The sequence below is a fragment of the Microvirga sp. P4_A5 genome (assembly GCF_056402495.1).
The window spans coordinates 25,396-47,364 of sequence record NZ_JBFUHH010000023.1 but is presented as its reverse complement, the minus strand read 5'-3'; the positions used below and the strand labels follow the sequence as shown (position 1 = coordinate 47,364).

The 21,969-nt window shown below is 61.6% G+C and carries 21 protein-coding genes and 5 pseudogenes; 16 read left to right on the top strand and 10 right to left on the bottom strand.

The window, feature by feature from the left end:
• The 6 genes from AC1DVM_RS09080 to AC1DVM_RS09055 form a co-directional block, all read left to right on the top strand.
• The coding region (locus tag AC1DVM_RS09080) for an oligopeptide/dipeptide ABC transporter ATP-binding protein (protein WP_477253848.1) at positions 1-256 on the top strand (256 nt) is incomplete at its 5' end.
• A gap of 15 nt (positions 257-271) precedes the next feature.
• Positions 272-1,783 (top strand): M81 family metallopeptidase, encoded by a 1,512-nt coding sequence (locus AC1DVM_RS09075; protein WP_477253846.1) that lies wholly within the window; start codon positions 272-274, stop codon positions 1,781-1,783.
• 6 nt (positions 1,784-1,789) lie between these two features.
• Entirely contained in the window at positions 1,790-2,968 is a 1,179-nt protein-coding gene (locus AC1DVM_RS09070; protein ID WP_477253844.1) for a mandelate racemase/muconate lactonizing enzyme family protein, read from the top strand.
• A gap of 21 nt (positions 2,969-2,989) precedes the next feature.
• Positions 2,990-3,736 (top strand): SDR family NAD(P)-dependent oxidoreductase, encoded by a 747-nt coding sequence (locus tag AC1DVM_RS09065; RefSeq protein WP_477253842.1) that lies wholly within the window; start codon positions 2,990-2,992, stop codon positions 3,734-3,736.
• Between the two features lie 181 nt (positions 3,737-3,917).
• Positions 3,918-4,178, top strand: coding sequence for an ATP-binding protein (locus AC1DVM_RS09060; protein ID WP_477253840.1), 261 nt, complete (start codon positions 3,918-3,920; stop codon positions 4,176-4,178).
• 76 nt (positions 4,179-4,254) lie between these two features.
• Positions 4,255-4,695 carry a recombinase family protein gene (locus AC1DVM_RS09055; RefSeq protein WP_477253855.1) on the top strand — a complete coding sequence of 147 codons (441 nt, stop codon included), beginning with the start codon at positions 4,255-4,257 and terminating at the stop codon, positions 4,693-4,695.
• Here AC1DVM_RS09055 and AC1DVM_RS09050 read toward each other — a convergent pair.
• A pseudogene (locus AC1DVM_RS09050) lies at positions 4,658-5,061 on the bottom strand (transposase); the annotation flags it as partial. The gene AC1DVM_RS09055 and the pseudogene AC1DVM_RS09050 overlap by 38 nt on opposite strands.
• A 233-nt stretch (positions 5,062-5,294) precedes the next feature.
• Positions 5,295-5,957 carry a thioesterase domain-containing protein gene (locus AC1DVM_RS09045; RefSeq protein ID WP_477253853.1) on the bottom strand — a complete coding sequence of 221 codons (663 nt, stop codon included), beginning with the start codon at positions 5,955-5,957 and terminating at the stop codon, positions 5,295-5,297.
• A 179-nt stretch (positions 5,958-6,136) separates the two neighbouring features.
• On the opposite strand from AC1DVM_RS09045, the pseudogene AC1DVM_RS09040 reads away from it, so the two are divergent.
• A pseudogene (locus AC1DVM_RS09040) lies at positions 6,137-6,424 on the top strand (NAD(P)H-dependent oxidoreductase); the annotation flags it as partial.
• A 35-nt stretch (positions 6,425-6,459) separates the two neighbouring features.
• On the opposite strand, the gene AC1DVM_RS09035 reads toward AC1DVM_RS09040, so the two are convergent.
• The 5 genes and pseudogenes from AC1DVM_RS09035 to AC1DVM_RS09015 all read right to left on the bottom strand — a co-directional run.
• Positions 6,460-6,795: a hypothetical protein gene (locus AC1DVM_RS09035; protein ID WP_477253838.1), complete on the bottom strand. Its 336-nt coding sequence runs from the start codon at positions 6,793-6,795 to the stop codon at positions 6,460-6,462.
• Between the two features lie 43 nt (positions 6,796-6,838).
• On the bottom strand, positions 6,839-7,879 hold the full coding sequence (locus tag AC1DVM_RS09030; RefSeq protein WP_477253836.1) for a sulfite oxidase: 1,041 nt from the start codon (positions 7,877-7,879) through the stop codon (positions 6,839-6,841).
• Between the two features lie 323 nt (positions 7,880-8,202).
• Entirely contained in the window at positions 8,203-9,072 is an 870-nt protein-coding gene (locus AC1DVM_RS09025; protein WP_477253835.1) for a prolipoprotein diacylglyceryl transferase family protein, read from the bottom strand.
• A 67-nt stretch (positions 9,073-9,139) separates the two neighbouring features.
• Complete coding sequence (locus tag AC1DVM_RS09020) at positions 9,140-10,501, bottom strand: sensor histidine kinase N-terminal domain-containing protein (RefSeq protein WP_477253834.1); 1,362 nt, start codon at positions 10,499-10,501, stop codon at positions 9,140-9,142.
• A gap of 1 nt (position 10,502) precedes the next feature.
• Positions 10,503-10,643 (bottom strand): annotated as a pseudogene (locus AC1DVM_RS09015) (winged helix-turn-helix domain-containing protein); the annotation flags it as partial.
• Between the two features lie 160 nt (positions 10,644-10,803).
• Between AC1DVM_RS09015 and AC1DVM_RS09010 the strand changes: the two are divergent.
• Positions 10,804-11,274 (top strand): hypothetical protein, encoded by a 471-nt coding sequence (locus tag AC1DVM_RS09010; protein WP_477253832.1) that lies wholly within the window; start codon positions 10,804-10,806, stop codon positions 11,272-11,274.
• A gap of 244 nt (positions 11,275-11,518) precedes the next feature.
• Here AC1DVM_RS09010 and AC1DVM_RS09005 read toward each other — a convergent pair whose 3' ends face one another.
• A complete protein-coding gene (locus AC1DVM_RS09005; RefSeq protein ID WP_477253831.1) occupies positions 11,519-12,454 on the bottom strand; it encodes a LysR family transcriptional regulator in 936 nt (311 codons plus the stop codon).
• A 322-nt stretch (positions 12,455-12,776) separates the two neighbouring features.
• Between AC1DVM_RS09005 and AC1DVM_RS09000 the strand changes: the two genes are divergently transcribed.
• The 4 genes from AC1DVM_RS09000 (at position 12,777) to AC1DVM_RS08985 (ending at position 16,121) form a co-directional block, all read left to right on the top strand.
• Positions 12,777-13,763 (top strand): aldo/keto reductase, encoded by a 987-nt coding sequence (locus AC1DVM_RS09000; RefSeq protein WP_477253851.1) that lies wholly within the window; start codon positions 12,777-12,779, stop codon positions 13,761-13,763.
• A gap of 55 nt (positions 13,764-13,818) precedes the next feature.
• Positions 13,819-14,874: an alpha/beta hydrolase gene (locus AC1DVM_RS08995; protein ID WP_477253829.1), complete on the top strand. Its 1,056-nt coding sequence runs from the start codon at positions 13,819-13,821 to the stop codon at positions 14,872-14,874.
• Positions 14,875-15,003: 129 nt separating this feature from the next.
• Positions 15,004-15,432: a cytochrome P460 family protein gene (locus AC1DVM_RS08990; protein ID WP_477253827.1), complete on the top strand. Its 429-nt coding sequence runs from the start codon at positions 15,004-15,006 to the stop codon at positions 15,430-15,432.
• Positions 15,429-16,121 (top strand): DUF4405 domain-containing protein, encoded by a 693-nt coding sequence (locus AC1DVM_RS08985; protein WP_477253826.1) that lies wholly within the window; start codon positions 15,429-15,431, stop codon positions 16,119-16,121. The genes AC1DVM_RS08990 and AC1DVM_RS08985 overlap by 4 nt, the downstream gene beginning before the upstream one ends.
• A 104-nt stretch (positions 16,122-16,225) precedes the next feature.
• On the opposite strand, the pseudogene AC1DVM_RS08980 reads toward AC1DVM_RS08985, so the two are convergent.
• Both AC1DVM_RS08980 and AC1DVM_RS08975 read right to left on the bottom strand, forming a co-directional pair.
• Positions 16,226-16,336, bottom strand: a pseudogene (locus AC1DVM_RS08980) (IMP dehydrogenase); the annotation flags it as partial.
• A 48-nt stretch (positions 16,337-16,384) separates the two neighbouring features.
• Entirely contained in the window at positions 16,385-17,284 is a 900-nt protein-coding gene (locus tag AC1DVM_RS08975) for a LysR family transcriptional regulator (protein WP_477253824.1), read from the bottom strand.
• 154 nt (positions 17,285-17,438) lie between these two features.
• Here AC1DVM_RS08975 and AC1DVM_RS08970 point away from each other — a divergent pair, with 154 nt between their 5' ends.
• From AC1DVM_RS08970 to AC1DVM_RS08955, 4 genes and pseudogenes are all read left to right on the top strand, one after another.
• On the top strand, positions 17,439-18,671 hold the full coding sequence (locus AC1DVM_RS08970; protein ID WP_477253822.1) for an MFS transporter: 1,233 nt from the start codon (positions 17,439-17,441) through the stop codon (positions 18,669-18,671).
• A 47-nt stretch (positions 18,672-18,718) separates the two neighbouring features.
• On the top strand, positions 18,719-19,828 hold the full coding sequence (locus tag AC1DVM_RS08965; protein WP_477253821.1) for an alpha/beta hydrolase: 1,110 nt from the start codon (positions 18,719-18,721) through the stop codon (positions 19,826-19,828).
• A 66-nt stretch (positions 19,829-19,894) separates the two neighbouring features.
• The gene (locus AC1DVM_RS08960; protein ID WP_477253820.1) at positions 19,895-20,305 is read left to right on the top strand and encodes a cyclophilin-like fold protein; all 411 of its coding nucleotides are present in this window, start codon (positions 19,895-19,897) and stop codon (positions 20,303-20,305) included.
• Between the two features lie 500 nt (positions 20,306-20,805).
• Positions 20,806-21,811 (top strand): annotated as a pseudogene (locus tag AC1DVM_RS08955) (magnesium and cobalt transport protein CorA).
• Positions 21,812-21,969 lie beyond the last annotated feature (158 nt).

Sequence of the window (21,969 nt, the reverse complement as noted above, 5' to 3'; positions counted from 1 at the left end):
TCCCTATACGCAGGCGCTGCTGTCGGCGATCCCACCCTCGCATCCCGACGAGCCGCGCCACAGACATGAATTGGTGGGAGATCTCCCCAGCGCGCACGACATCCCGGCCGGATGCCGTTTTGCCGCCCGGTGCCCGTTCGTGCAGGATCGCTGTCGAACTCTGGATCCACCTTTGATGCCCGTGCCCGACGGACGCCTTGTCGCGTGCCATCGGGCTGTCGACGGATCGCTTCCCACCTATCGTCTTAACTCCTGAGGTAACGAAAACGCCATGTCCAGAATCCTGATAGCCGAGTGCATGCAGGAAGTTTCTTCGTTCAACCCGCTGCCTTCGCATTACGAGAACTTCCACTTCGAGCGAGGGGAGGAGCTTTATGTCAAACGAGGCTTGAACACCTCGATCGGCGGGGCGCTCGCGGTGTTCGATGCCGAACCGGGCGTCACCGTCGTTCCGGTCATCAGTGCCCATGCGGGCAGCGCGGGCCTTCTGGCGGCTGACGATTGGAAGCGATTGTCGACGGAAATTCTTGAGGCGGTACGTCGTGAGTTGCATGACATCGACGGGATTTACGTATCGCTGCATGGGGCGATGGGTGCGGAAGGCGAACTCGATCCGGAGGGCCATCTGCTGAGCGAAATTCGCAAGATGGCAGGGCCCGATATCCCCATCGTCATCTCGCTCGATCTCCATGGCATCCTGACTGATAAGATGCTGCGCCAGATCGACGGACTCTCCATCTACCACACCTATCCGCATGTTGATTTTGCCGATACGGGTGAGCGCGCTGCCCGTCTCCTCCTTCGTCTGCTGCAGGGAGGCGTCAAGCCTGTGATCGCCCGAGTGGTAATCCCGGCATTGGTGAGAGGCGACGAGTTGATTACACAGACCGGATGCTACGGCGACCTGATCGGAGAATGCCGTCGGATTGAGCGTGATGGAACCGCCCTAGCGGCGGGAATCATGATCGGAAACCCGTTCACCGACGTTCCGGAACTCTGTTCCCAGGTGCTTGTGATGACCGATGGCGATGCCGACGGGGCGCAACGGGAAGCAACGCGGCTTGCGGCGGAGTTCTGGCCGCAGCGGTTCAGGATGCAGGGAAAGTTGATGTCGCTCGATCGTGCGATCGCGCAGGCGTCGGCCATCGACGGGCCCGTTGTTTTCACGGATGCGGCGGATGCAACCTCTTCGGGCGCGACCGGCGATTCCAATGTCATCGTCAAGGCGCTGAAGGATGCCGGGTACGGCAAAAAGGTTCTGGCTCAGATCGTAGATCCCGAGGCTTCCGCCGCGGCTCATAAGGCGGGGGTCGGTGCGACTATCAACGTGAACCTTGGCGGTCATTTCGATCATGCGCGCTTCACGCCCATGCCCGTGCGGGCGGAGGTTCGCCTCCTGTCGAATGGAAAGTCGCGGCTGGAAACGATGAAGACCCCCCTTCACGCGGGGGAGACTGCCGTCCTTACATTCGACAACTTCACCGTCGTGGTTTTCAGCAGATCGATCAGCCTGTTCGATCGTGCGATGTATTATGCCAATGGCCTCGATCCGGTGGATTACGATCTCATCGTGGTCAAGTCGCCGCATACCGAGCATCATATGTATGACGGCTGGGTGGCCAAAAACTTTAATGTGGATGCGCCCGGCGCGACATCCGCGAACCTCAAAAGTCTTGGCCATACGGTCTGCGCACGACCGATGTACCCCCTCGATGACGATGTTTCCTTCGTGCCAGAAGCCGCGATCTACCAACGTTCCTCAGCTCACTCTCAATCACGGTAGCCCCCCATGAAGATCGAGACTGTCGATTTTTTCTATCTTTCGATGCCGGAGGTCACCACGGAGGCCGACGGCAGCCAGGACGCGCTTCTCGTGCGTGTGTCGGCGGGCGGGTACGTCGGATGGGGAGAATGCGAGGCGTCACCGCTCACATCGATCGCGGCGTTTCTCTGCCCGATGTCCCACGGCGTCTGCCGTCCCGTTCGTGATTCCGTGCTTGGAATGTCCCTCGACAGCCCGGCCGATATCGCGAAGATCGCGGCCGCCGTTGAATATAACAGCATGGATCTGTTGCAGGCCGCCCACACGTTCTCAGGGGTCGAAATGGCCCTTTGGGATGTGCTCGGGAAAGTCAGGGAAACTCCTGTCTGGAAGCTCCTCGGCTATGCGGCTTCGCACAAGAAGACGCCGTACGCATCGCAACTTTTTGGCGATACGCCCGAAGAGACGTTGAACGGGGCCCTCAGGGCGCGCAGGGAAAACTTCAAGGCGGTGAAATTCGGTTGGGGCCCGATCGGACGTGGCAGCGTCAAGGATGATGTGGATCACCTTCAGGCGGCGCGTGAGGGCTTAGGATCCGACGGCATCCTGCTCGTGGACGTTGGTCAAATCTGGGGAGAGGACGTCGCCGCCGCCCAGGCCCGCTTGCCGGCCCTGGAGGCCGCGGGGGCGCTCTGGCTGGAGGAGCCCTTTCACGCCAGCGCGCTCGAAGCATACGGGCAACTGGCGAGGGTTAGCCCGAAAGTGAAGATCGCAGGTGGGGAGGGGGCCCACAATGTGTCCATGGCACGCCACCTCATCGATTACGGCGGCATCGGCTTCGTTCAGATTGATTGCGGCCGTATCGGCGGCATCGGTCCAGCGAAAGCAGTGGCGGATTATGCAGTCGCTCGCGGTGTGACCTACGTGAACCACACCTTCACGTCCCATTTGGCTCTAAGTGCGTCTCTGCAGCCATTCGCGGGTCTCGCCGATCACCGCATCTGTGAGTTTCCCTTCGCGCCAAAGGCGCTCGCTCGCGAAATCAGCGCCAATCACCTTCAGCGAGACGAGAACGGCGAAGTTGCAGCACCCGATGCGCCGGGGCTCGGCATAGAGATCGATGCAGCCGCGTTGCGAACGTACCTGGTCGATGTTGAGATCAAAGTCGCGGGGCGCACGCTCTATGTCACACCCGAATTCGCCTGATCGCCGAGAAAGAATCCGCTCATGACCGACGATCGTTTTCAAGGCAAACGCGCTATCGTGACCGGTGGCGCCTCCGGGATCGGACTTGGCGTTGCAACTAGGCTCGCCGCGGAAGGAGCACAGGTCGCGATCTGGGATATGAACCAGTCCGCGATCGATCGCGCCTGCGATACGATCAAGTCGAATGTCGTTGGCGTCCAGGTCGACATCACGGATGCCGCTGCCGTCGCGACCGCCCGGGCGAGAACCGTGACGTCGTTCGGGGGCATCGATATCCTCGTCACCAGCGCCGGGGTGACGGGACCCAACGCAAAAGTGTGGGAGTATCCGGTCGCCGCCTGGCGGCAGGTTATCGAGGTTAATCTCAATGGCTTGTTTTATTGCAATCGGGAGGTCGTCCCCACCATGCTGGAGGGGGGGTACGGACGCATCGTCAATGTAGCGTCGATTGCCGGCAAGGAGGGGAATCCGAACGCCTCCGCTTATAGCGCATCCAAGGCCGGGGTGATCGGGCTGACGAAATCACTGGGAAAAGAGCTTGCGACGAGCAACATCACCGTGAACTGCGTGACACCCGCCGCCGTGAAGACGGTAATTTTCGACCAGATGAGCCAAAGCCACATCGATTTCATGCTCTCAAAGATCCCTATGGGACGCTTCGGAGCAATCGACGAGGTCGTCTCTCTGATCGCTTGGCTCGCAAGCGAAGAATGCTCATTCTCGACCGGCGCGGTCTTTGACGTTTCTGGTGGACGAGCCACTTATTGAAGAAGCGCCACTTTCGATTTCCCTAACCACAGGGGCTCCGTCTACAACAGCGGAGGGAGCCTCTGTCGGCACTTTCTCGTTACGCCGGTATCCGGTCCTCGTAATCGGTCTTGAGACGGCTCCAACCTTCCAAGAAGGATGCCGGCTCCGTGCCGTTCAATCGTGCAGCCAGGACATCGAGATGCATGTGTGTGACTCTCTCTCTTCTGATCTCGCTCGAACCTGCCGCGAGCGCGGGCTAGCCTGGGAATCGGTCTTTCCCGATCCGGGCATGACCGCCGTAGCGATCGATAGACTCGTTCATCACGCCATCGTCCTGGAAGTAAACACCGAAAGCTACTGTGGCAAGGCGGCACAGGCTCGCGCCGTCACGTCCGATCTGGCACCGCCGCTCATCCGAATTGACGCGCAATCAAAAATCTTGACCTCCATCGACAACTAAGAAAGCAAACCGTGGCGCCGCAGGCGCTCAACGCATCAGCCGCGACCAGGAGCATGTGGCGGYCCTCTTCAAGCAGATGATCTTTGCCGGGGTACGGATCGAGATCGGCGAGCTGCATGTCGGGCTCAAGCGGACCATGAATGCCCTGTTTCTCAAGGACCTCGCCGACAAGACCCGCCGGGGGTTGAAGGGCCGGGTCGAGCGAGGCCAGTCCGGCGGCGGCCTGTGTTTTGGCTACAGCGTCCGGTGTGAACTCGCGACCGATGGGAGTCCGATCCGCGGCGGCCGGGTCATCAACGAGAGCGAGGCGGCCATAGTCCGCCAGATCTTTACCGACTTCGCTGCCGGCAAGAGCCCGCGCAAGATCGCCTTTGAGCTCAATGACCGGGGCATCCCTGGTCCCCGACATTCCGCCTGGGGACCATCCACCATCTACGGCAACCGGGCGCGCGGCACCGGCATCCTCGCCGACCGGACAGCAGATCACCGTCATCGGGCCGGATTGATGCATATCTGATCGTCATGCGGCAGCAGCCGATGGCTTTACACGCCCGCCGTTCGCTCATCCCGAATGTGCCCTCGAGATGCATGACAGCTTTCCGCTCGTCAGCGGGCGTCACCATTTCTTTCCCAAAAGGTCCTTCAGCGCCGCATTGTCCTGCATTGCATCGGCGAGCAGCCGCTTGAGGCGCGTGTTCTCGTCTTCCAGCGTCTTCAGCCGCTTGGCCTCCGAGACCTCCATGCCACCGAACCGGGCCTTCCATTTGTAGATGCTGGCATCACTGACGCCGTGCTTGCGGCATAAATCCGCGACTGGGACACCGGCCTCGTGTTCCTTCAGGATCCCGATGATCTGCTCTTCCGAAAAGCGACTGCGCTTCATGCTCTGGTCCTCAGATTGGGCCAGAGCGAACTTCAAACCGGATTAAGCTCGTGGGGCAACGTCAGTCCCCTCAGGGCCGACATGCAGATCAGCGCGGAGCAATCTACTTCTCAATGAGACTCGAACGCTACATTCCGCTGGCCGCTTTGGCTTTCCARCCTATCGGTCGGTCCGACGTCTGGCAGTTGGGGCCAAGTGGATCTTCCGCGCACTCAACTCAGCTTTTACTGGCCTCAAGCTGCGTCGCGCTTCGCCTTCGGGCTGTGGTCAGGTGCCGATCCTGATCGATCAGAAGCTTGGTACCGCGGTGTCGTCAAAGAGAGTCGTCGTTGGAGATGTTCAACAAGCACATGGGCTTGCGTCGTTAGCATGCCCATGTGGCCGCCCGGGATTTCGACCACCTCTAAATTGGAACTGATGCGACGCCAAGCCCTGCCATCATGCGCAGCGGCGTAGAACACTGTGGGCACCTCCAGAGGCAAAGACAGGTAGCGCGCCATCGCCACATTGTAGGCTTCCAGCCATGATGGCAACAGGAACACAAAGTCTGCATCAGCCACATGCCGACGGGCCTTGGTCAGGAAGGCCGCCAAGGGTAGCTTCGAGGCGCGCTCCAGCACAGTCAGGTGCAAGTAGATCCAAGCAAGCTGGCGGGGTGCAACCACGCGCCTCAGGAGCTTGAGAAGGAGCCTCGACATCGGACGGACGCTGACGGTTGGCGGATCAATCAGGGCAAGAAGCCCAACCTCGTGTCCAGTCGCTATCAACCGACGCGCCACCTCAAACGCGACTATGGCTCCGTTGCAATACCCTGCTAGCAGGATCGGTCCCCCTGCCGCATGCTTGAGAATGAGTGGCAGGCAGTCTGCTGCGATTTGCTCGATAGTGGTTGGGATCGGCTCCGCACATGCCCCGGGGGGGCAACAGTGACCACCGGCTGATCAGTCCCGAGAAGTCTGGTCATCTGGTGGACATAGCCCGCCCTTCTCAAGGTCGCCGTGGAACAAGACCAGCGGCGGGAGGCTGCCATCTGAGTGAAGGCGGGACAACGGTGYCAGACCCGGGCAGCGCCGATGTGCCGACACAGGAAAAGCTGCTGCCGACGGCGCCCTTGAGCCACAGGTCGCGCATCCTGCTCCTCTACAACTCATTGCGCGAGCAGTCCTACAGCCGATTTCTGACCCTCCAGGCGGAACGTTTCCTTCAGCGTTTCGGCGCCGAGACGCGTGTGTTCGATCCGCGCGGATTGCCCCTACCGGATGCGACGGCGGCCGACCGGACCAAGGTGCGGGAACCGCGCGAGCTGTCGCTGTGGTTGGAGGGGCAGGTTTGGACAAGTACTGAGCGGCATGGCGCGATGACCGCCGCTTCCGATTTCTAGTGTGATTGCGTTTGCTCTCACTGCGGCGCGAATGGGTTCTTGAACCCGCCGGCCCGAGCCGGTGCCTTCGGCGGGTGGTGCGAGGCGAGATAGTCGAGGATTAGGTCCCGGTCGGCGCCCTGGACATCGGGCATGCCGTGACGCTCCGTCATCCAGGTCAACGTCTCCTCCCACCTGTCGCGGGTCATGCCTTGGTTCGAGACCAGCTTGTAGCCATGGCATGCCGTACACATGCCAAACGTCTCGTCGCGTCCGGGCCCATCCGGCAGGTCCTCGATCTGCTCGTCCCTCGGCGTGAATGCCGGTGCTAGCCCCTGAGCCTCCACCGGCACGGTCGGGATTGACGCACTCAAGCAGAGCGCCAAAAGCCATCGGCCCGCGTACGGCATAGCGGTCTCAGCCGACGAGGATCGCCACACGGTGCATGGCGTTCCCGCCATACCCTTGCGGGTTCCAGTTGTAGGCCACCGGCGGCTGCATCTTGCCGTCCGAATCCGTGGCGCGCGTCCAGATCTCATAGTAGCCATCCGATGGGAGCCTCACGGTTGCCGTCCACCGGTTCCAGTCATAGCGGTTGCGGATGGGTGCCATCGCCGCCTGCGTCCAGGTCTGGCCAGCGTCCGCCGAGACGTCGACCCGGCTCACCGTGAGGTCGCCAGCCCAGGCGGCGCCGCGCAGCGCCACCTCCCGGGTGCCGGCCGGCAGGCGCGCACCGTTGGCCGGGCCCGTGATGATGCTTCTGACCGGCATGGATTCGAGAATGCGGAAATCCTTCTCGTCAGCCTTGCCGCCCGGCACCATCGGTGTATTGGGGACGCGGTAGGAGGTGCCGGTCATGCCCTGCCCGTCATGCTCCCGGTCCCGGATCGTGATCCGCGTCAGCCACTTGTGTGACAGCGAGCCGGGCCAGCCGGGGATGACCAGCCGCCGCTGCCCMCCATGAATGGTGGGCAGCGGCTCGCCGTTCATGGCGTAGACGATCATGCTGTGTGGCTCCATCGCCTTTGTGATGGGCATGCCGCGCGAGAGCGGGTCCTTCGTTGTTTCGCCCGAAAGGTGCGGGTCGGCACCGTAATGAGCGGTGTATTTCGCGGTGTCCTTCAGCCCTGCCGCCTGGAGCACTTCGCCGAGCGGGATGCCAGTCCATTCGGCGCAACCCGCCCCACCATTGGTCCACTGGTTGCCTCTCGCCTGCGGCTGGAAGAAGGAGCGGCCATTGCCGCCGCATTCGAGCACCATGCGGAAGGTCTTGGGCTGGAAGCGGGACTTCAGCTCGGCCAATGTCAGCTCAAGCCGGTTGTTCACCTCGCCATCGACGACAAGCTTCCAGCCGTCCGGGTTTGTGGCCGGCTCCGGGATCTGACCATTGTTGCGGATGAAGAATTTTGAGATCGGTGTCGTCTCGTCGTCGAGCAGATGCTCGGGCGTCTCAGCCACCAAGGGCCTTTCTCCCAGAACAGCGAGCCCCTTTTCCTTGCCGGGATAGTCGAGGGGCTGAGGAGCTCCGCCGGAAGCCGGAGCTCCCTGGGCGAGGGCTGACGATATCACTGTGCCTAACATGTGCGATGAAAAGGACACCGTGGCCCCAGAGGCGGCGCCGATCCCGATCAGGCTGACCCCTCCCAGGAAACCACGGCGACTGATGCGCACGGAGTCCCGGTCACGGGTGTGAGTTTGTTGAACCGACCCCTGGATTTCGGGTGTCATGGGCTGTCCTCCGCACGCCCCGGTCGCGCGGGACCCGTGGCCGTCGCGTCGTTTCACTCATTGTAGACTGAGAAGTTTGGCTTCGTGAAGTACTGGCCCGCCGGGGTGTGTTTTGCGACTGACGACTCGGCAACGAGACGCGTGGCCGCCCCTGTCAGGGCTTCGCGCGAGATCTCGCCGACATGCACGGACCGGAGCTTTCCATCGGGTCCGATGAAGAGCGTCGCCGGCAGACCTGGCATGGAATAGTGGCGTGCCACCTCCTGGCGTGGGTCGAAGAGCACGTTCGGCAGCGTGAGCTGCTGGTCTGCAAGGTAAGCCTCAATCGGACCTCGCCTTTCCCCCTGGTTCACAAACAGGAACGTGACATCTGATCTCGCCGCGGCCATTTCCGCCATCATCGGCATTTCCCGCCGGCAAGGCGGACACCAGCTCGCCCACAGGTTCAGCACGATGGGTTTTCCGCCGAAGGACGTCAGAGACGTGGCGCGTCCCTTAGCGTTCTCCAGGACGACATCGGGTATCGGCGTCGAAGGGGCGGCGTTCGTCAATTGCCACACGACGTTCCACGCAAACAACGCTACGGCGAGACTTATCACTGCCGCGATAGCGGCACGGCGCGTCCGCACCAAGGCCACGGAGACTGCGAGGATAGAACCAGCTGCCCAGGGCCAGGAGAACCCTCCTTGCCAGATCGCGAGGATGCGCCAAGGCTCGGCGGCGAAACTGGAGGCGTTCTCGATCACGTGGCCGAGACGTGCCGCGATCAGGCCCGCGATGAGGGCCCAGGTCGACCACCGCGTGAGACGGGGCTCCAGGCGGGAGGATAGGATCGACGTTGCGACCATGAAGGCAACGATGCCGCTGATGGCCGCGAGGCGATCACCGGCGATCACAAAGGGACCGATTGAGACAGCTTGCATGGGCCTGCTGATCGTAGGTTCAGCTTAAGGTCGCCTTAAGGGCCGGCACAAGTCCAACCCGCCATCGTCAGCCCTTCGCCTCGTTGATGCCGAAGCCGGCCCATAATCCGGACCGGTCCTGGCGGTTTCGGAGGACGAGTGAGGCCTTCGCCCGTCTGAGCGCCGCGTCGACGATGGCAAGACCCAGGCCGCTGCCGACGGCGCTGCGAAGACGGCCGCGGAAGAACCGGTCGGTCACAAGGCCGATCTCGTACTCGGGGATGCCGGGGCCCTCGTCCGCCACGGCGATCACCGGCGGGCTCGCGCTGCCGTCGAGAACCCATCGAACGAGACCGTCCTCCGGCGAGTGCTGCACCGCGTTCTCATGCAGGTTGCGCACGGCAAGATGGAAGAGCTCCCGGTTCATCCGGATGGTCGTGTGGTGAAGCGCGGGGTCGATCTCCACCCGGGTCGTGGTCTTGCCCGCACCAAGGCTTGCGATGACCTCTTCCAAGGCCGGGCCGACGAGGATGTCCTGAGCCTCCCCATCGTCCATGGCCGAATCGAGCTCGGACATGGCGAGCAGTTGGCGCACGAGCCGGCTGGTGCGGTCGACGGCCACCAGCGTTTGCCGCAGGGCCCCTTCGCGGATCTCCGGATCTCTCGCCGCAAGGGCCACCTGGACTTGGGTGCGCAGGCCGGCCAGCGGAGTGCGGAGTTCATGCGCCGCAAAGGCCGTGAAGCTGCGCTCATGCTCGCGCTCCGCCGCGACCTTGCCGAAGAGGCCGTTCAGGGCCTCGACCACGGGGCGGATCTCCGAGGGCGGATCGCCGACGTTGACCGGGCTCAGATCCTCTGAGCCGCGCGCCACAAGGCCCTGCGTCAGGCGGCGCAGGGGCCGCAACCTGCGTCCGACGCTGGCAAAGATCAGAAAGGCGAGCAGCGGGACCACGACGATGGCCGGGAGAAGGAGCCCGCGGATGAGGTCCGTCACGAGGCGGTCCCGCAGCCCCAGCCGGTCGCCGACCAGCACGCGGATGCCGCGTTCACGGTCGGCGAACGCGTAGACCCGCCATGGCTCGCCGCCGACCTCCTGTTCCGAAAAGCCACTGGTCTCGTTGGACAATGCGGCTTCAGGTGCCCCGCTGGACCGACCAATCAGGCGACCGTCGAACGACCAGATCTGGCACGAGAGCTGACGCTCGTAGCCCACTTGGATTGGCTCGGGGAGGGGAATGGATGCCGGGGCCTGATCGGCGCGGGCCGACAGCGCGATCTCGCCGCTGGTGACGAGCGAACCGACCATGCGGGCCGCCTCCATGAGGCGGGTGTCGAGCACATGCTGTAGCTGGCGCTTGGTGTCGAGATAGATCCAGGCGGTCGCGAACAGCCAGATCAGGGTCGTGGCGGCGATGAGGATGATGAAGAGGCGGGTTCGAATCGAGCTCACGTCAGGCACTCCGGAGACGGTAGCCGAGACCCCGCAAGGTCTCGATCGTGTCACGACCGATCTTGTCGCGCAGATGGTGGATATGGACCTCGACCGTGTTGCTCTCGACATCCTCCTGCCAGCCATAGAGACGATCGACGAGCTGGTCGCTGCTCGGGGTGCCGGCGGCAGCGGAACTGCCCGCTGTACGGTGGAAGCTACAAAACCTGGACAGGCTGACGGCGGATGCCCGAAGGCGGCTCGTCCGGGAAGTGGAAGAACTGCTGATCTGACGGGGGAAACGAATGCGCGATTATTCGAAGATGCTGGCCTTGGTCGCCGTGTGCGACGATGCCGGGAAGCTAAAGCAGTGGATTACGAATGCGCGGAAGGAAAACCAGAAAGAGCTAGAGGATGCAGCCTTCCGGCGCCTCATCGCGATMCTGCCGAAGGAGCTGCCGGGAACGGTCGAGCATGATTTCTGGCGCACGGTGCACGCGTTCGAGCATGTCCTGAGCGAAGAGCGGGGCAAGACGACAAGACTTGCCCGCACACGGCAGAAAGTGGCGCGCGTCGGCGAGATCGCGACGCTGAAGGACTGGGCCCTCAGCACCAAAAGCACTGACGGCTTTGACATGCTGATCGAGCGCGGCATGCCGGAGCTCGCAGGGGAGGCGATCGTGCTGCGGCATTCAGGGCGGTTCGAGGCCGCTGTGGTCGAGGCCGCGCGCAAGCGTCTCGAGGAGGCCGGGATCGATTTAGACAAGCTGCCGAAAGGCGATCAGGATTCGTAAGTCGGCGCATCCTGCCGGACCCGGCTCTAGGCTTGCGCCCCGTGCTTCTGCTGCGCAGATCACGGCCCATGTGGGTGACGATCCCTTGCGCAAGAAGGCTCGGGGATTAATCCACCAAAACAGGCCTTGCGTGCTTCGCCCGTTTCCACCGTCGCCTGTCAGGGTGAAGGCGACGGATGGCTCCAGACGAAGCAGAAAAGGGATTGTGCACAGGGCGCGCCGCGCCTGCTGTGCTGCAAGCGGTCTAGCGAATTTTGCCCCTCGGCTTGCTGGGCCGCTGATCCGCCGGCCCTCGATAGCGCAGGGCATCCACAAGCAGCGTAAAAGCGGGGGTCGGCTGGCGGCGGCTCGGATAATACAAATGATAGCCGGACATAGGCGCCGACCAGTCGGCCAGAACCCGCACCAGCCGGCCTTTCGCGAGATGTTCCCGCACCACGTCCTCAGGCAGGTAGGCAAGGCCGAGGCCCGCAAGCGCTGTATCGAGCGCCAGCGTGATGGTGTTGAACGCCAGCTGTCCTTCTGGCCGCACTTTCAGCTCGCGGCCCCCCTGCGTGAACGGCCACGACCATAGGCCCCCAGACGTCGGCAAGCGAAGCGCAATGCAGTGATGATCCGTCAAATCATGCGGTGTTTCGGGTTTGCCCTGCTTCTTGAAGTATGAAGGGCTTCCCACCACGAACTGATCGAAGTCCGGTCCGATGCGCACCGCGATCATGTCCTGCGCTACCTGCTCGCCAAGGCGTATGCCCGCATCGAAGCGAGCGGCTACAATGTCGGTAAGGCCGTAGTCATTGACGATCTCGACCGCGATATCCGGATAGCCGGGCAGGAGCTTTGCCAGTGCCGGTGCCAATATCGTCTGTGAGGCATGCTCCACGGACGTGATGCGCAGACTGCCGGCCGGCTTGTCCCTGAGATCGCCGAGGGCTGCCAGCCCCGCTTCGATACCGTCGAAATGAGGGCATATGGTCTGAACCAGCCTTTCGCCCGCTTCTGTCGTTGAAACGCTTCGCGTCGTGCGGGTGAGCAGGCGGACGCCCAGACGGTGTTCCAGTATCCCGATCGTTTTGCTGAGCGCCGGCTGCGACACCCCGAGCTGCCCCGCTGCGCGCGTGAAGCTCCCGGCCCGCGCCACGGCCAAAAAGGCAATCAGATCATCCACAGACGGGCGCGGCATTCATAACCCCAGGATATAAGACCAAGACGATTATAGCATCTAATTGTATAGGTGGCCCAGTGCTAAATTAGATCATGCAGTCAGCGCAAGCTGGCGAATAAAGACAGTTAAAACAGAACGGATGAGGCTCATGGCAAGTAGTAACGACTGTGAAATCAGTACTGGCATGCCGACCGGCCGCGAAAGCGTTGGTTTCGGACGGCGTCAGTTTCTGAAGTCGACCGCGTTGCTAGGCGCAGCGGCCGCCGCCGGCCCCTTGTGGGCAGCGGTAACGGCTCAGGCGCAGGAGACCAGCCCCGTCCAAAGCAAAGGAAACAAAAACATGAAACAACGCAAACTTGGCACTCTTCAGGTGTCGGAACTGGGCGCGGGATGCATGAGCATCAGCGCGAACTACGGCGCCGCCGCCCCGAAAGAGCAGGGCCTCAAAACCATCCGCGCAGCCTACGAGAATGGCGTAACGTTCTTCGATACCGCCGAAGTCTAYGGCCCCTACATCAACGAAGAGCTGGTCGGCGAAGCCCTGCAAGGAATACGCGACAAAGTCTCGATCGCCACAAAATTCGGGTTTGCGATTGACGGGACCGCCGCCCTCGACAGCCGTCCGCAGCGCGTCAGGCGTGTCGTGGAAGAGTCCCTCAAGCGCCTGCGCACCGATCGCATCGATCTCTACTACCAGCACCGCGTCGATCCGGCCGTACCGATCGAGGATGTTGCGGGCACGATCAAGGACCTCATAAAGGAAGGCAAGGTCCTGCACTTCGGGCTGTCCGAGGCGAGCGCGAAAACGATCCGGCGCGCCCATGCCGTGCAGCCCGTTTCCGCCGTTCAGTCCGAGTTCTCGATGTGGACACGCGACGTCGAAACCAACGGCGTGCTTGCCACCTGCGAAGAGCTCGGCATCGGTTTCGTGCCGTGGTCCCCGATTGCGCAAGGGTTCCTGACGGGGAAGATCGACCTGAATACCCGGTTCGACCCGCAGAACGATTTCCGCGACGGTTTCCCGCGTTTCTCCGCAGAAAACCGGCCGAAGAACATGCCGATCATCGAGTGGCTAAAAGCCTACGCGGGGAAGAAAGGCGCAACCCCCTCCCAGGTGGCGCTGGCCTGGCTGCTCGCCATGAGCCCGAACGTGGTTCCCATTCCGGGTACCCGCAACGAAGCTCATCTGCTTGAGAATCTCGGCGCTGTGAACGTCCGGCTCACGGACGAAGACATGCAGGAGATCGCCACGTCTTTGTCCCGGTTCACCGTCCACGGGGAACGCATGGGCAAAGATCACATGGCGTCGATCGATTACACAGTCTGATCCCACGTTGACCGTGTTGCTGTCACCTTGAAACCAATAGAAGAAGGAACATCCAATGAACAAGAACACTGGCGGCCTGAGCCGTCGCAAGCTCCTCCTGAGAAGCTCCATCGTTTCTGTAAGCCTGCTGCTGGCGGGTGTGTCGACCGTCGCCATGGCTGCTTCTCCTGCCGCGCAGATCACGAAAGCCCAGAGCGGAGAAGTTGCTGTGAAAGCCGTTGAGTTCAAGAACAACGACATCACCATGTCGGGCAACGTCTATCTGCCCAAGGGCTTCAACGAAGGCCAGAAATACGCCGCGATCGTGGTCGTGCACCCGGGCGGCGGCGTCAAGGAACAGGCTGCCGGCCTGTACGCGCAGAAGCTCGCAGCGGAAGGCTTTGTCACATTAGCTTTCGACGCGTCCCACCAGGGTGCGAGCGGCGGCATGCCCCGCTTCGTTGACGATCCGATGAAGCGCGTTGTCGATATCTATAGCGCCGTCGATTATCTGACCTCGCTTCCCTATGTCGATGCGCAGCGCATCGGCGCGCTGGGAGTTTGCGCGGGCAGCGGCATCACGGTGAAGGCGTCCATGACGGAGCGCCGCATCAAAGCGGTCGCTACCGTGAGCGCGGTCGATGTGGGCGCAGCCACGCGCAAGGGCTGGGACGGCAAGGGCTCCGAAGCCGATCTGCTGGCGACGCTTGACGCCGTTGCCAAGCAGCGGACGGCCGAGGCCGCCGGAGCAGCGCCGGTGTATGTGAACTATGTGCCGAAGGTCGGCGACAAGACGGCACCGCGCGATCTGCAGGAAGCCGCCGATTACTACCTGACGCCGCGTGGCCAGCATCCGAACTCGACCAACAAGATGCTGATGACGAGTGTCAGCACTCTGGCGTCGTTCACCGGCTTTGAGGGCGCGGAGACCTTCATTACCCAGCCGCTTCTGATCGTCGCCGGCAGCGATGCGGGATCGCTATGGCATAGCCAGGAGCTGAACGCCAAGGCGGCTTCGAAGGCCAAGGAGCTCTTCATCATCGACGGCGCCACGCACATGGACCTTTATGATGGTGAAGGCGCGACGACCGCCGCGAAGAAGATCGCGCCTTTCTTCCAGAGCAATCTCTGATCCCGACCAAGAGCCCCGGCCATTCCGACCCTGACAGGGGTCAGGCCGGGGCTTGCTCGCCTGATTTCGAGAAACGCTCTGCCGGAGGCCACTATCGCCCGCAAATCCCTGCATGCATTTGCTGTCCCGGTGATCCTGGCCCTGACGGCCGTCGCCGCCTTCGCGCAGAGCAACCGCGCCACGTTCCCGGCAAACTTTGACAAGTACGTCCGCTACGCGGTTTACGACCGCGGCTCCTCAAAAGAGGAAGCGTTCGCGACCCCCGAGACACTGGAAATCGCGAAGTCCGGAAAGCCGCTGCCGCCCGGCACGCAGCTGGTGCTGGGCATCTGGCAGAACAACAAGCTCACCGACTATTTTGTCATGGAGAAGGGTGTCGGCTGGGGCCWTGAAGTCTCCGCGGAGATGCGCACCGGCGACTGGCATTTCCAGCAGTTCGATACGAACCGCCAAGTCATGCGCGCCGCCATCGCCGAGCGGTGCCAGTCATGTCACCAGTCGCAGGCGAGAAACGACTTCATGTTCACGATGGACCGCATGCGAGCCTACCTTCCGTGAACAGGCTGTTTCTGTTTCGTCTCGGACTGGATCTTCTGGCGGTCAGCCTGCTGCTGGCCGCCTATGCCTACAACGGCCTGGGCAACGCCGCTCACGAGGTCATCGGCACCGTCATGTTCGGGCTGCTGATCACACACAATGTCTTCAACCGCCGCTGGTACGGAACCATCACGAAAGGACGGCGCGACGCGCGCGGCGCAATCGCCAAAGCCATAAACCTGTCGCTGCTCGCAGCGATGCTCTCATTGCTTGTCACCAGCGTCATCATTTCCCAGACGGTTTTCAGCTTCCTGCCGATCGCCAGCAGCGTCACCGCCCGTCAGGCGCATACTTTTGCCGCCTACGCCGCGCTGCTCGTCGTCGCGCTTCATCTCGGCCTGCAATGGTCGATGATCATGGAGCTGGTGCGGATCAGGCTGCGGCTTAGAGCCGGCAACCCGGTGCGGGCATGGGCGCTGCGCGCCGTTGCGGTACTCATCGCGGCCTATGGCATCCACAGCCTGATGGCCGTCAACATCGCCTCGAAGCTGTCGATGCGGGTTCCCGAAGGTTTTTCAGATTTTCAGATGCCGGCCCCGGCACTGCTCTTTCATCATCTCGCCATCGTGGTGCTAGGGGTAAGTATCATCCATGGGAGCCTGAAGCTTGTCCGGACTTTGGCTGCTGCCCCCTGCACCGATCAGGCCTGAATGCCGGCATCTGCTAAAATTCGCAATAAACCACAACGACACAGGAGTTCTCGGTTTCGTCCTGTCGGGCGCGCCCAATTGGAATGTACATTCCAATTCGCCTTCTAAATTCGCACTCGCCGCATTGTCGTGATGGCCCGGCGTTCGTCCATTGCCTTGTAACCTTCCGCGACATCCGCCAGCGGAATGGCGAGGTCGAACACCTTTCCGGGATTGCCCACACGCGTCCCTCGGCCCGAGCACGCCAGAATCGTGCGCGCCGTTCAGCGAAGGTCGCGATGGCGCAGGGCGTCGACGATAACTTTGAACGCCGGCGCGTTCTGCCGCTTGCTGGGATAGTAGATGAAGTAGCCGTCGAAAAAGGGGGACCAATCGTCGAGAACCACTACGAGGTCGCCGGTCTTGATGTGATCCGCTACGATATCTTCGGGGACGTAGGCTATGCCATATCCGTTGAGGGTTGCATCGATCATCGCGTAAGAATTGTTGAAGGTCAGCTGACCGTCCACCCTGACACGAAGATCCTCGCCGCCTTTGGCGAACTCCCAGGCATACATCCCGCCCGCCCTGGCCTGACGCATGTTGATGCAGTTATGCCGGACAAGGTCCTTGGGATGCTTTGGCTTCTGATGAAGCTCTAGATAGGCGGGTGAGGCGACCGCTACGAGGCGCCAGTCAGGCCCGATGCGCACCGCGATCATGTCCCTCTCCACGCTCTCACCCAACCTGATACCCGCGTCGAAACCGTCCTCGACGATATTGCGAAAGCCGGAGTCGAGGCTGAACTCGACTTTGATGTCGGGATAATCTTTCAACACCGGCCGCAGCTTGGGCCATACGGCGCTGGCGAGCGCATGGTCCGACAGCGTGATCCTGATGCTGCCGGACGGCTTGTCCCGCAGGGCCATCAGGTCCGCTATTTCTGCTTCGATTTCATCGATGCGGGGCGCCAGTGATTGGCGCAGCCGCTCGCCCGCGTCGGTCAAAGCGACATTTCTGGTCGTCCGCGTCAGCAGACGAAGGCCCATTTCTTCTTCCAACCGCTTGATCGTGTGGCTGAGTGTCGATTGGGCGATGCCGATCTTCGCCGCGGCCTTGGTAAAGCTGCGTTCCCGGGCGACAGCCAGAAACCACAAAAGATCATTAAACTTATGATTTGACATAGTATTTTCTCGATTAGCTCCCTTATAGATTTATGGCTCCAGTCGATTAATGCAAGCGAATTGCGACGACTAATCGAACTGACCTCCACACGCTACATTCTTGGGAGTGAGGCGTCGGCTCGGCCGTTGGCGCCTCGGAACCCAGAGGATGATAATGGATACGACTTACGACAAAGCATTGATGTCGCCCGCCGCCGCCTGGAGCGCTGTGGCCTCCATGGCTTTGTGCGTGTCGGTCCTCATCGCGTCAGAATTTATGCCGGTGAGCCTGCTGACGCCCATCGCGGGCGATCTCGGGCTCACGGAAGGGCAGGCCGGCCAGGCGATCTCCATCTCTGGACTGTTCGCCGTCATCACGAGCCTGACGATCGCCCGCCTGACGCGGGGCATCGACCGGAAGCTGGTGCTGGACGGTTTCTCGTGGATGCTGATCATCTCAGGCGCTCTTGTCGCCTTCGCTCCGAATTACGCCGCGCTGATGTTGGGACGCGCGCTACTCGGCGTCGCCATCGGCGGGTTCTGGTCGATGTCGACAGCCGTCGTGATGAGGCTTCTGCCCGTCGCCGACGTTCCGCGCGGGCTGGCGATGCTGAATGCCGGCAATGCCATAGCGGCGACCATAGCGGCGCCGCTCGGCAGTTATCTGGGTGACATCATCGGCTGGCGCGGCGCCTTCTTCCTCGTCATTCCCCTCGCTCTATTCGCGTTGGTCGCCCAGCGCTTGACACTGCCAACGCTGGCGGCCCCGCGCCGCGAGGTGCTCAGCGGCAATGTCTTCAGCCTGCTCCTGCGGCCGCAGGTGGCGTTGGGCATGGCGTCCATCCTGCTGCTGTTCATGGGCCAGTTTGCTCTTTTCACCTATCTGCGGCCCTTCCTCGAGCAGGTCGCCGGGTCCTCTGTCCCCGCGCTCTCGCTGGTTCTCCTGCTCATGGGGCTCGCAGGCGTCGCCGGCACCTGGTGTGTCGGGCTGGTACTGCGGTCCCGCCTTTACGCCATCGTCATTGTCATTCCCGTCGTGATGGCGGCCATCGCGGGCCTGCTGATGGCGTTCGGGACGACGCCTCTGCCGGTGGGCATTCTTCTCTTCGTCTGGGGATTCGTTGGAACGGCTGCGCCCGTCGCCTGGGGCACATGGCTGAGCCGCGCTCTCAGCGACGATGCCGAGGCGGGCGGCGGCCTACAGGTCGCTACCATCCAGCTTGCGATCACAATCGGCGCTGCTGCCGGTGGCATCCTTTTTGACAGGGCAGGCTGGGCCAGCACCTTCGCACTGGCCGCCTTCCTGCTGCTCGGATCGGCGCTCTTCGCCATCGCGGCCGCGATCAACGCAAGACGCGACAATAAACACGGAAAAAATCAGTTTAACGAAAAGCAATACGGGCGCTGAGCAACATCAGTTGAAATCCCTTCACCACCAAAAGACAAGGAAAGACGATGCAGAACATCCTGAAGGCAAGCAATCGAACAACAAACAGACATTCACGCCGGCAATTCGTCCAGACGGCAATCGTTGGCTGCCTCGCACTATGGGCAAGCCATGCCGCGGCTCAAACGACAGCAAATTCTAATTCGGGAAATACCATGCAACTCACTCAGGACTGGGACAAGACCTTTCAGAAAAGCGACAAAGTCGATCATCAGAAGGTCACGTTCAAGAACCGCTACGGGATAACCCTGGCGGCTGACCTTTACATTCCCAAGAATCGCGGGGGCCAGCCCTTTGCGGCCCTTGCCATCGGCGGACCGTTTGGCGCTGTGAAAGAGCAGTCTTCGGGACTCTATGCGCAGACCATGGCGGAACGCGGTTTCGTCACCCTGGCTTTCGATCCGTCCTATACCGGGGAAAGCGGCGGCGAGCCCCGCAATGTCGCATCGCCGGATATCAACACCGAGGATTTCAGCGCCGCCATTGACTATCTCGGCCTGCACGCTTCGGTCGACCGCGAGCGGATCGGCGTTATCGGTATTTGCGGCTGGGGCGGCATGGCTTTGAATGCTGTCGCCGTGGACAAGCGCGTCAAGGCCGTCGTGGTCACCACGATGTATGACATGACGCGCGTCATGTCCAAAGGCTACAACGACAGCGTGACCCTTGAACAACGCACGCAAACGCTGGAGCAATTGAGCCGCCAGCGTTGGGCAGATGCGGAAGGGGGAACCCCGGCATACCAGCCGCCTTACAACGAGCTGAAAGGCGGTGAAGCGCAGTTCCTGGTCGACTACCACGACTATTACAGGACCCCGCGCGGCTATCATGCGCGCGCGGTCAACTCAGGGAACTCCTGGTCGCAGACCACGCCGCTGTCGTTCATGAACATGCCGCTCCTGACCTACATCAAGGAGATTTCACCGCGCCCGGTCCTGCTAATTCACGGCGAAAAGGCGCACTCGCGATATTTCAGCGAAACCGCCTACGCGGCTGCGGCGGAGCCTAAGGAACTCATGATCATCCCCGGTGCCAGCCACGTCGATCTGTACGACCGCGTGGACGTCATCCCGTTCGACAAGATGACCACCTTCTTCGCTCAGCATCTTGGCTCATAAGGATGCCTGATGGGGCCTGTGCCTTCGGAAACAGGCTCCATCGGCATTGTCGGGAGGACGATCCGAATGAAAGCCTTGCTTACCGCCGCTGTTCTCACTTTTGGAATGATTGGTCCCGCCATGGCTCAAGATCGCATTCGCATCTCTTCAGACTGGGGCGAGGTCACCGCCGACCTTGCCGACAATGAAGCCGCGAAGGCTCTCGCCGGGATGCTCCCGCTCTCTGTTGAGATGAGCGATCATCTCCGTCAGGAAAAGACGGGTAATCTGCCGGTCGCCTTGCCCGAGCTGACGCGGCAACGCGACTTCTCCGTCGGCACGTTGGGGCTTTGGAGCTCCAATCATTTTGTAATCTATTATCGCGGCGGCAGCGTCCCTTCGCCGGGCATCATCGTGCTCGGGCAGGTTACTGGCGACGTCTCGATTTTTGATCGCCCGGGCCCCGTTACGGTGCGAATTGAGCGCGCCGGCCCATAGTCTCTTCAGAATTATATAGGTCCCACAATGACATAGCGGTGCCCAGTTTCATCCTGTCCGGCGCGCCACTTATCTCATTGAAAACTTTCGCTTCTTTCTAACTGGCCCCTCCATTCGAAGTGCGGTCAAGCGCGTGAATGGCCACCGGATAGCCACGGAATGCGATCTCGTGCCCTATATTGGAGCAACGACTCAATCAAATGCTCCGAAAAGCAACGGGTTGCGACGAGGGCGACGGCTGAGAGGAAGTTGCGCTCCAGTCTATCATAGCGTGTGACAATGCAGTCGTATGTCCGCTCCTGGCAATCTCGGAAGTACCGCGTCGGTCAGGTCAGGGTCGGTGAGCGGACGTTCAATGTGAACTCTCTACTTCGCATAGTGACCCGGTGCGGACCTTCCACAGAGGGGCAGCTATCCTGACGCGCCGCAAGCAAAGGCTTCTGCATCAACCGGAACTCTCTGCTCTGGCACTGAACGCCGACGCTGCGCGTTATGTGAAAATGGCGAACCCACTCAAGCTTGTCTCCATCCATCCGGAAGTCACACCTGGCGTGGTCGCCTCAGCCGCGTATGTGGCGGGTCAGCGCGTGGCTGAGATCCCGATTGAGAAGGCCGGGGAGTGGTCGCGCAAACCCGGGCACATGGTCTGGATCGGCTTGCACGAACCCAGCCTTGATCTCCTGCGTCAGCTTCAACGCGAGTTCGGCTTGCACGATCTGGCCATTGAGGATGCGCTCAAGGCACATCAGCGGCCAAAACTCGAACAATATGGCGAGGCATTGTTTGTCGTCGCTCGCACGGCTCAGATGTTCGATGGACGCATCGCCTTCGGCGAGACCCACCTGTTCCTCGGGCGCGGCTATGTGGTGTCTGTCCGCCATGGTGCTTCCACGACCTACACTCCGGTGCGGGAGCGCTGCGAGGCCGCGCCGGCAGCGCTCTCGGACGGCGAGGATTTCATCCTCTATGCCATTCTCGACTTCATCGTTGACAACTACATGCCCGTGATCCAAGCCATCCAGGAGGAGGTAGAGGAGATCGAGGACAGCATTCTCGCGGAAACCTCCACCCAGTCCCTTGTACGACGTCTGTATCAGCTCCGCCGGGATCTCCTGCGCTTGCGCAATGCCGCTGGTGGAGGTTTGCCGCCGTCTTGAACAACCAGGGCTGCCGGGGATCGATGCTTCCATGTCCCCGCTCTTTCGCGACGTCTCTGACCACATTCGCAGGGTCCAGGAGGAGATCGAGTCGCTGCGTGAGGTGCTGGCGTTCGCGTTCGAGACCAGCCTAATGAGCGGACAGGCGCAGCAGACCGAGATCACCCGCAAGCTCGCAGCCTGGGCGGCGATCCTGGCAGTGCCGACGGCAGTGGCCGGGCTCTACGGCATGAACTTCGACGTTATGCCCGAGTTGCACTGGCGGTACGGCTACGCCTTGGTGCTGACAATCGTCATCGTGGTATGTGGCTGGCTGTACTGGCGCTTCCGCCAGAAGCAATGGCTTTAGGCTGACGGCAGCACGGTGGTCCCACGGGGTTCAACCACATCAGCGGCTGCGGCTCGGCCGTCGTCTCTTGCTGCGGTCTCCACGGATTGCCTGAAGAGATCGAGCGTACGCCGGCATCGCATAGCTTCGGCCAATCTTTCAGGGTTCCGGGGTTGCGG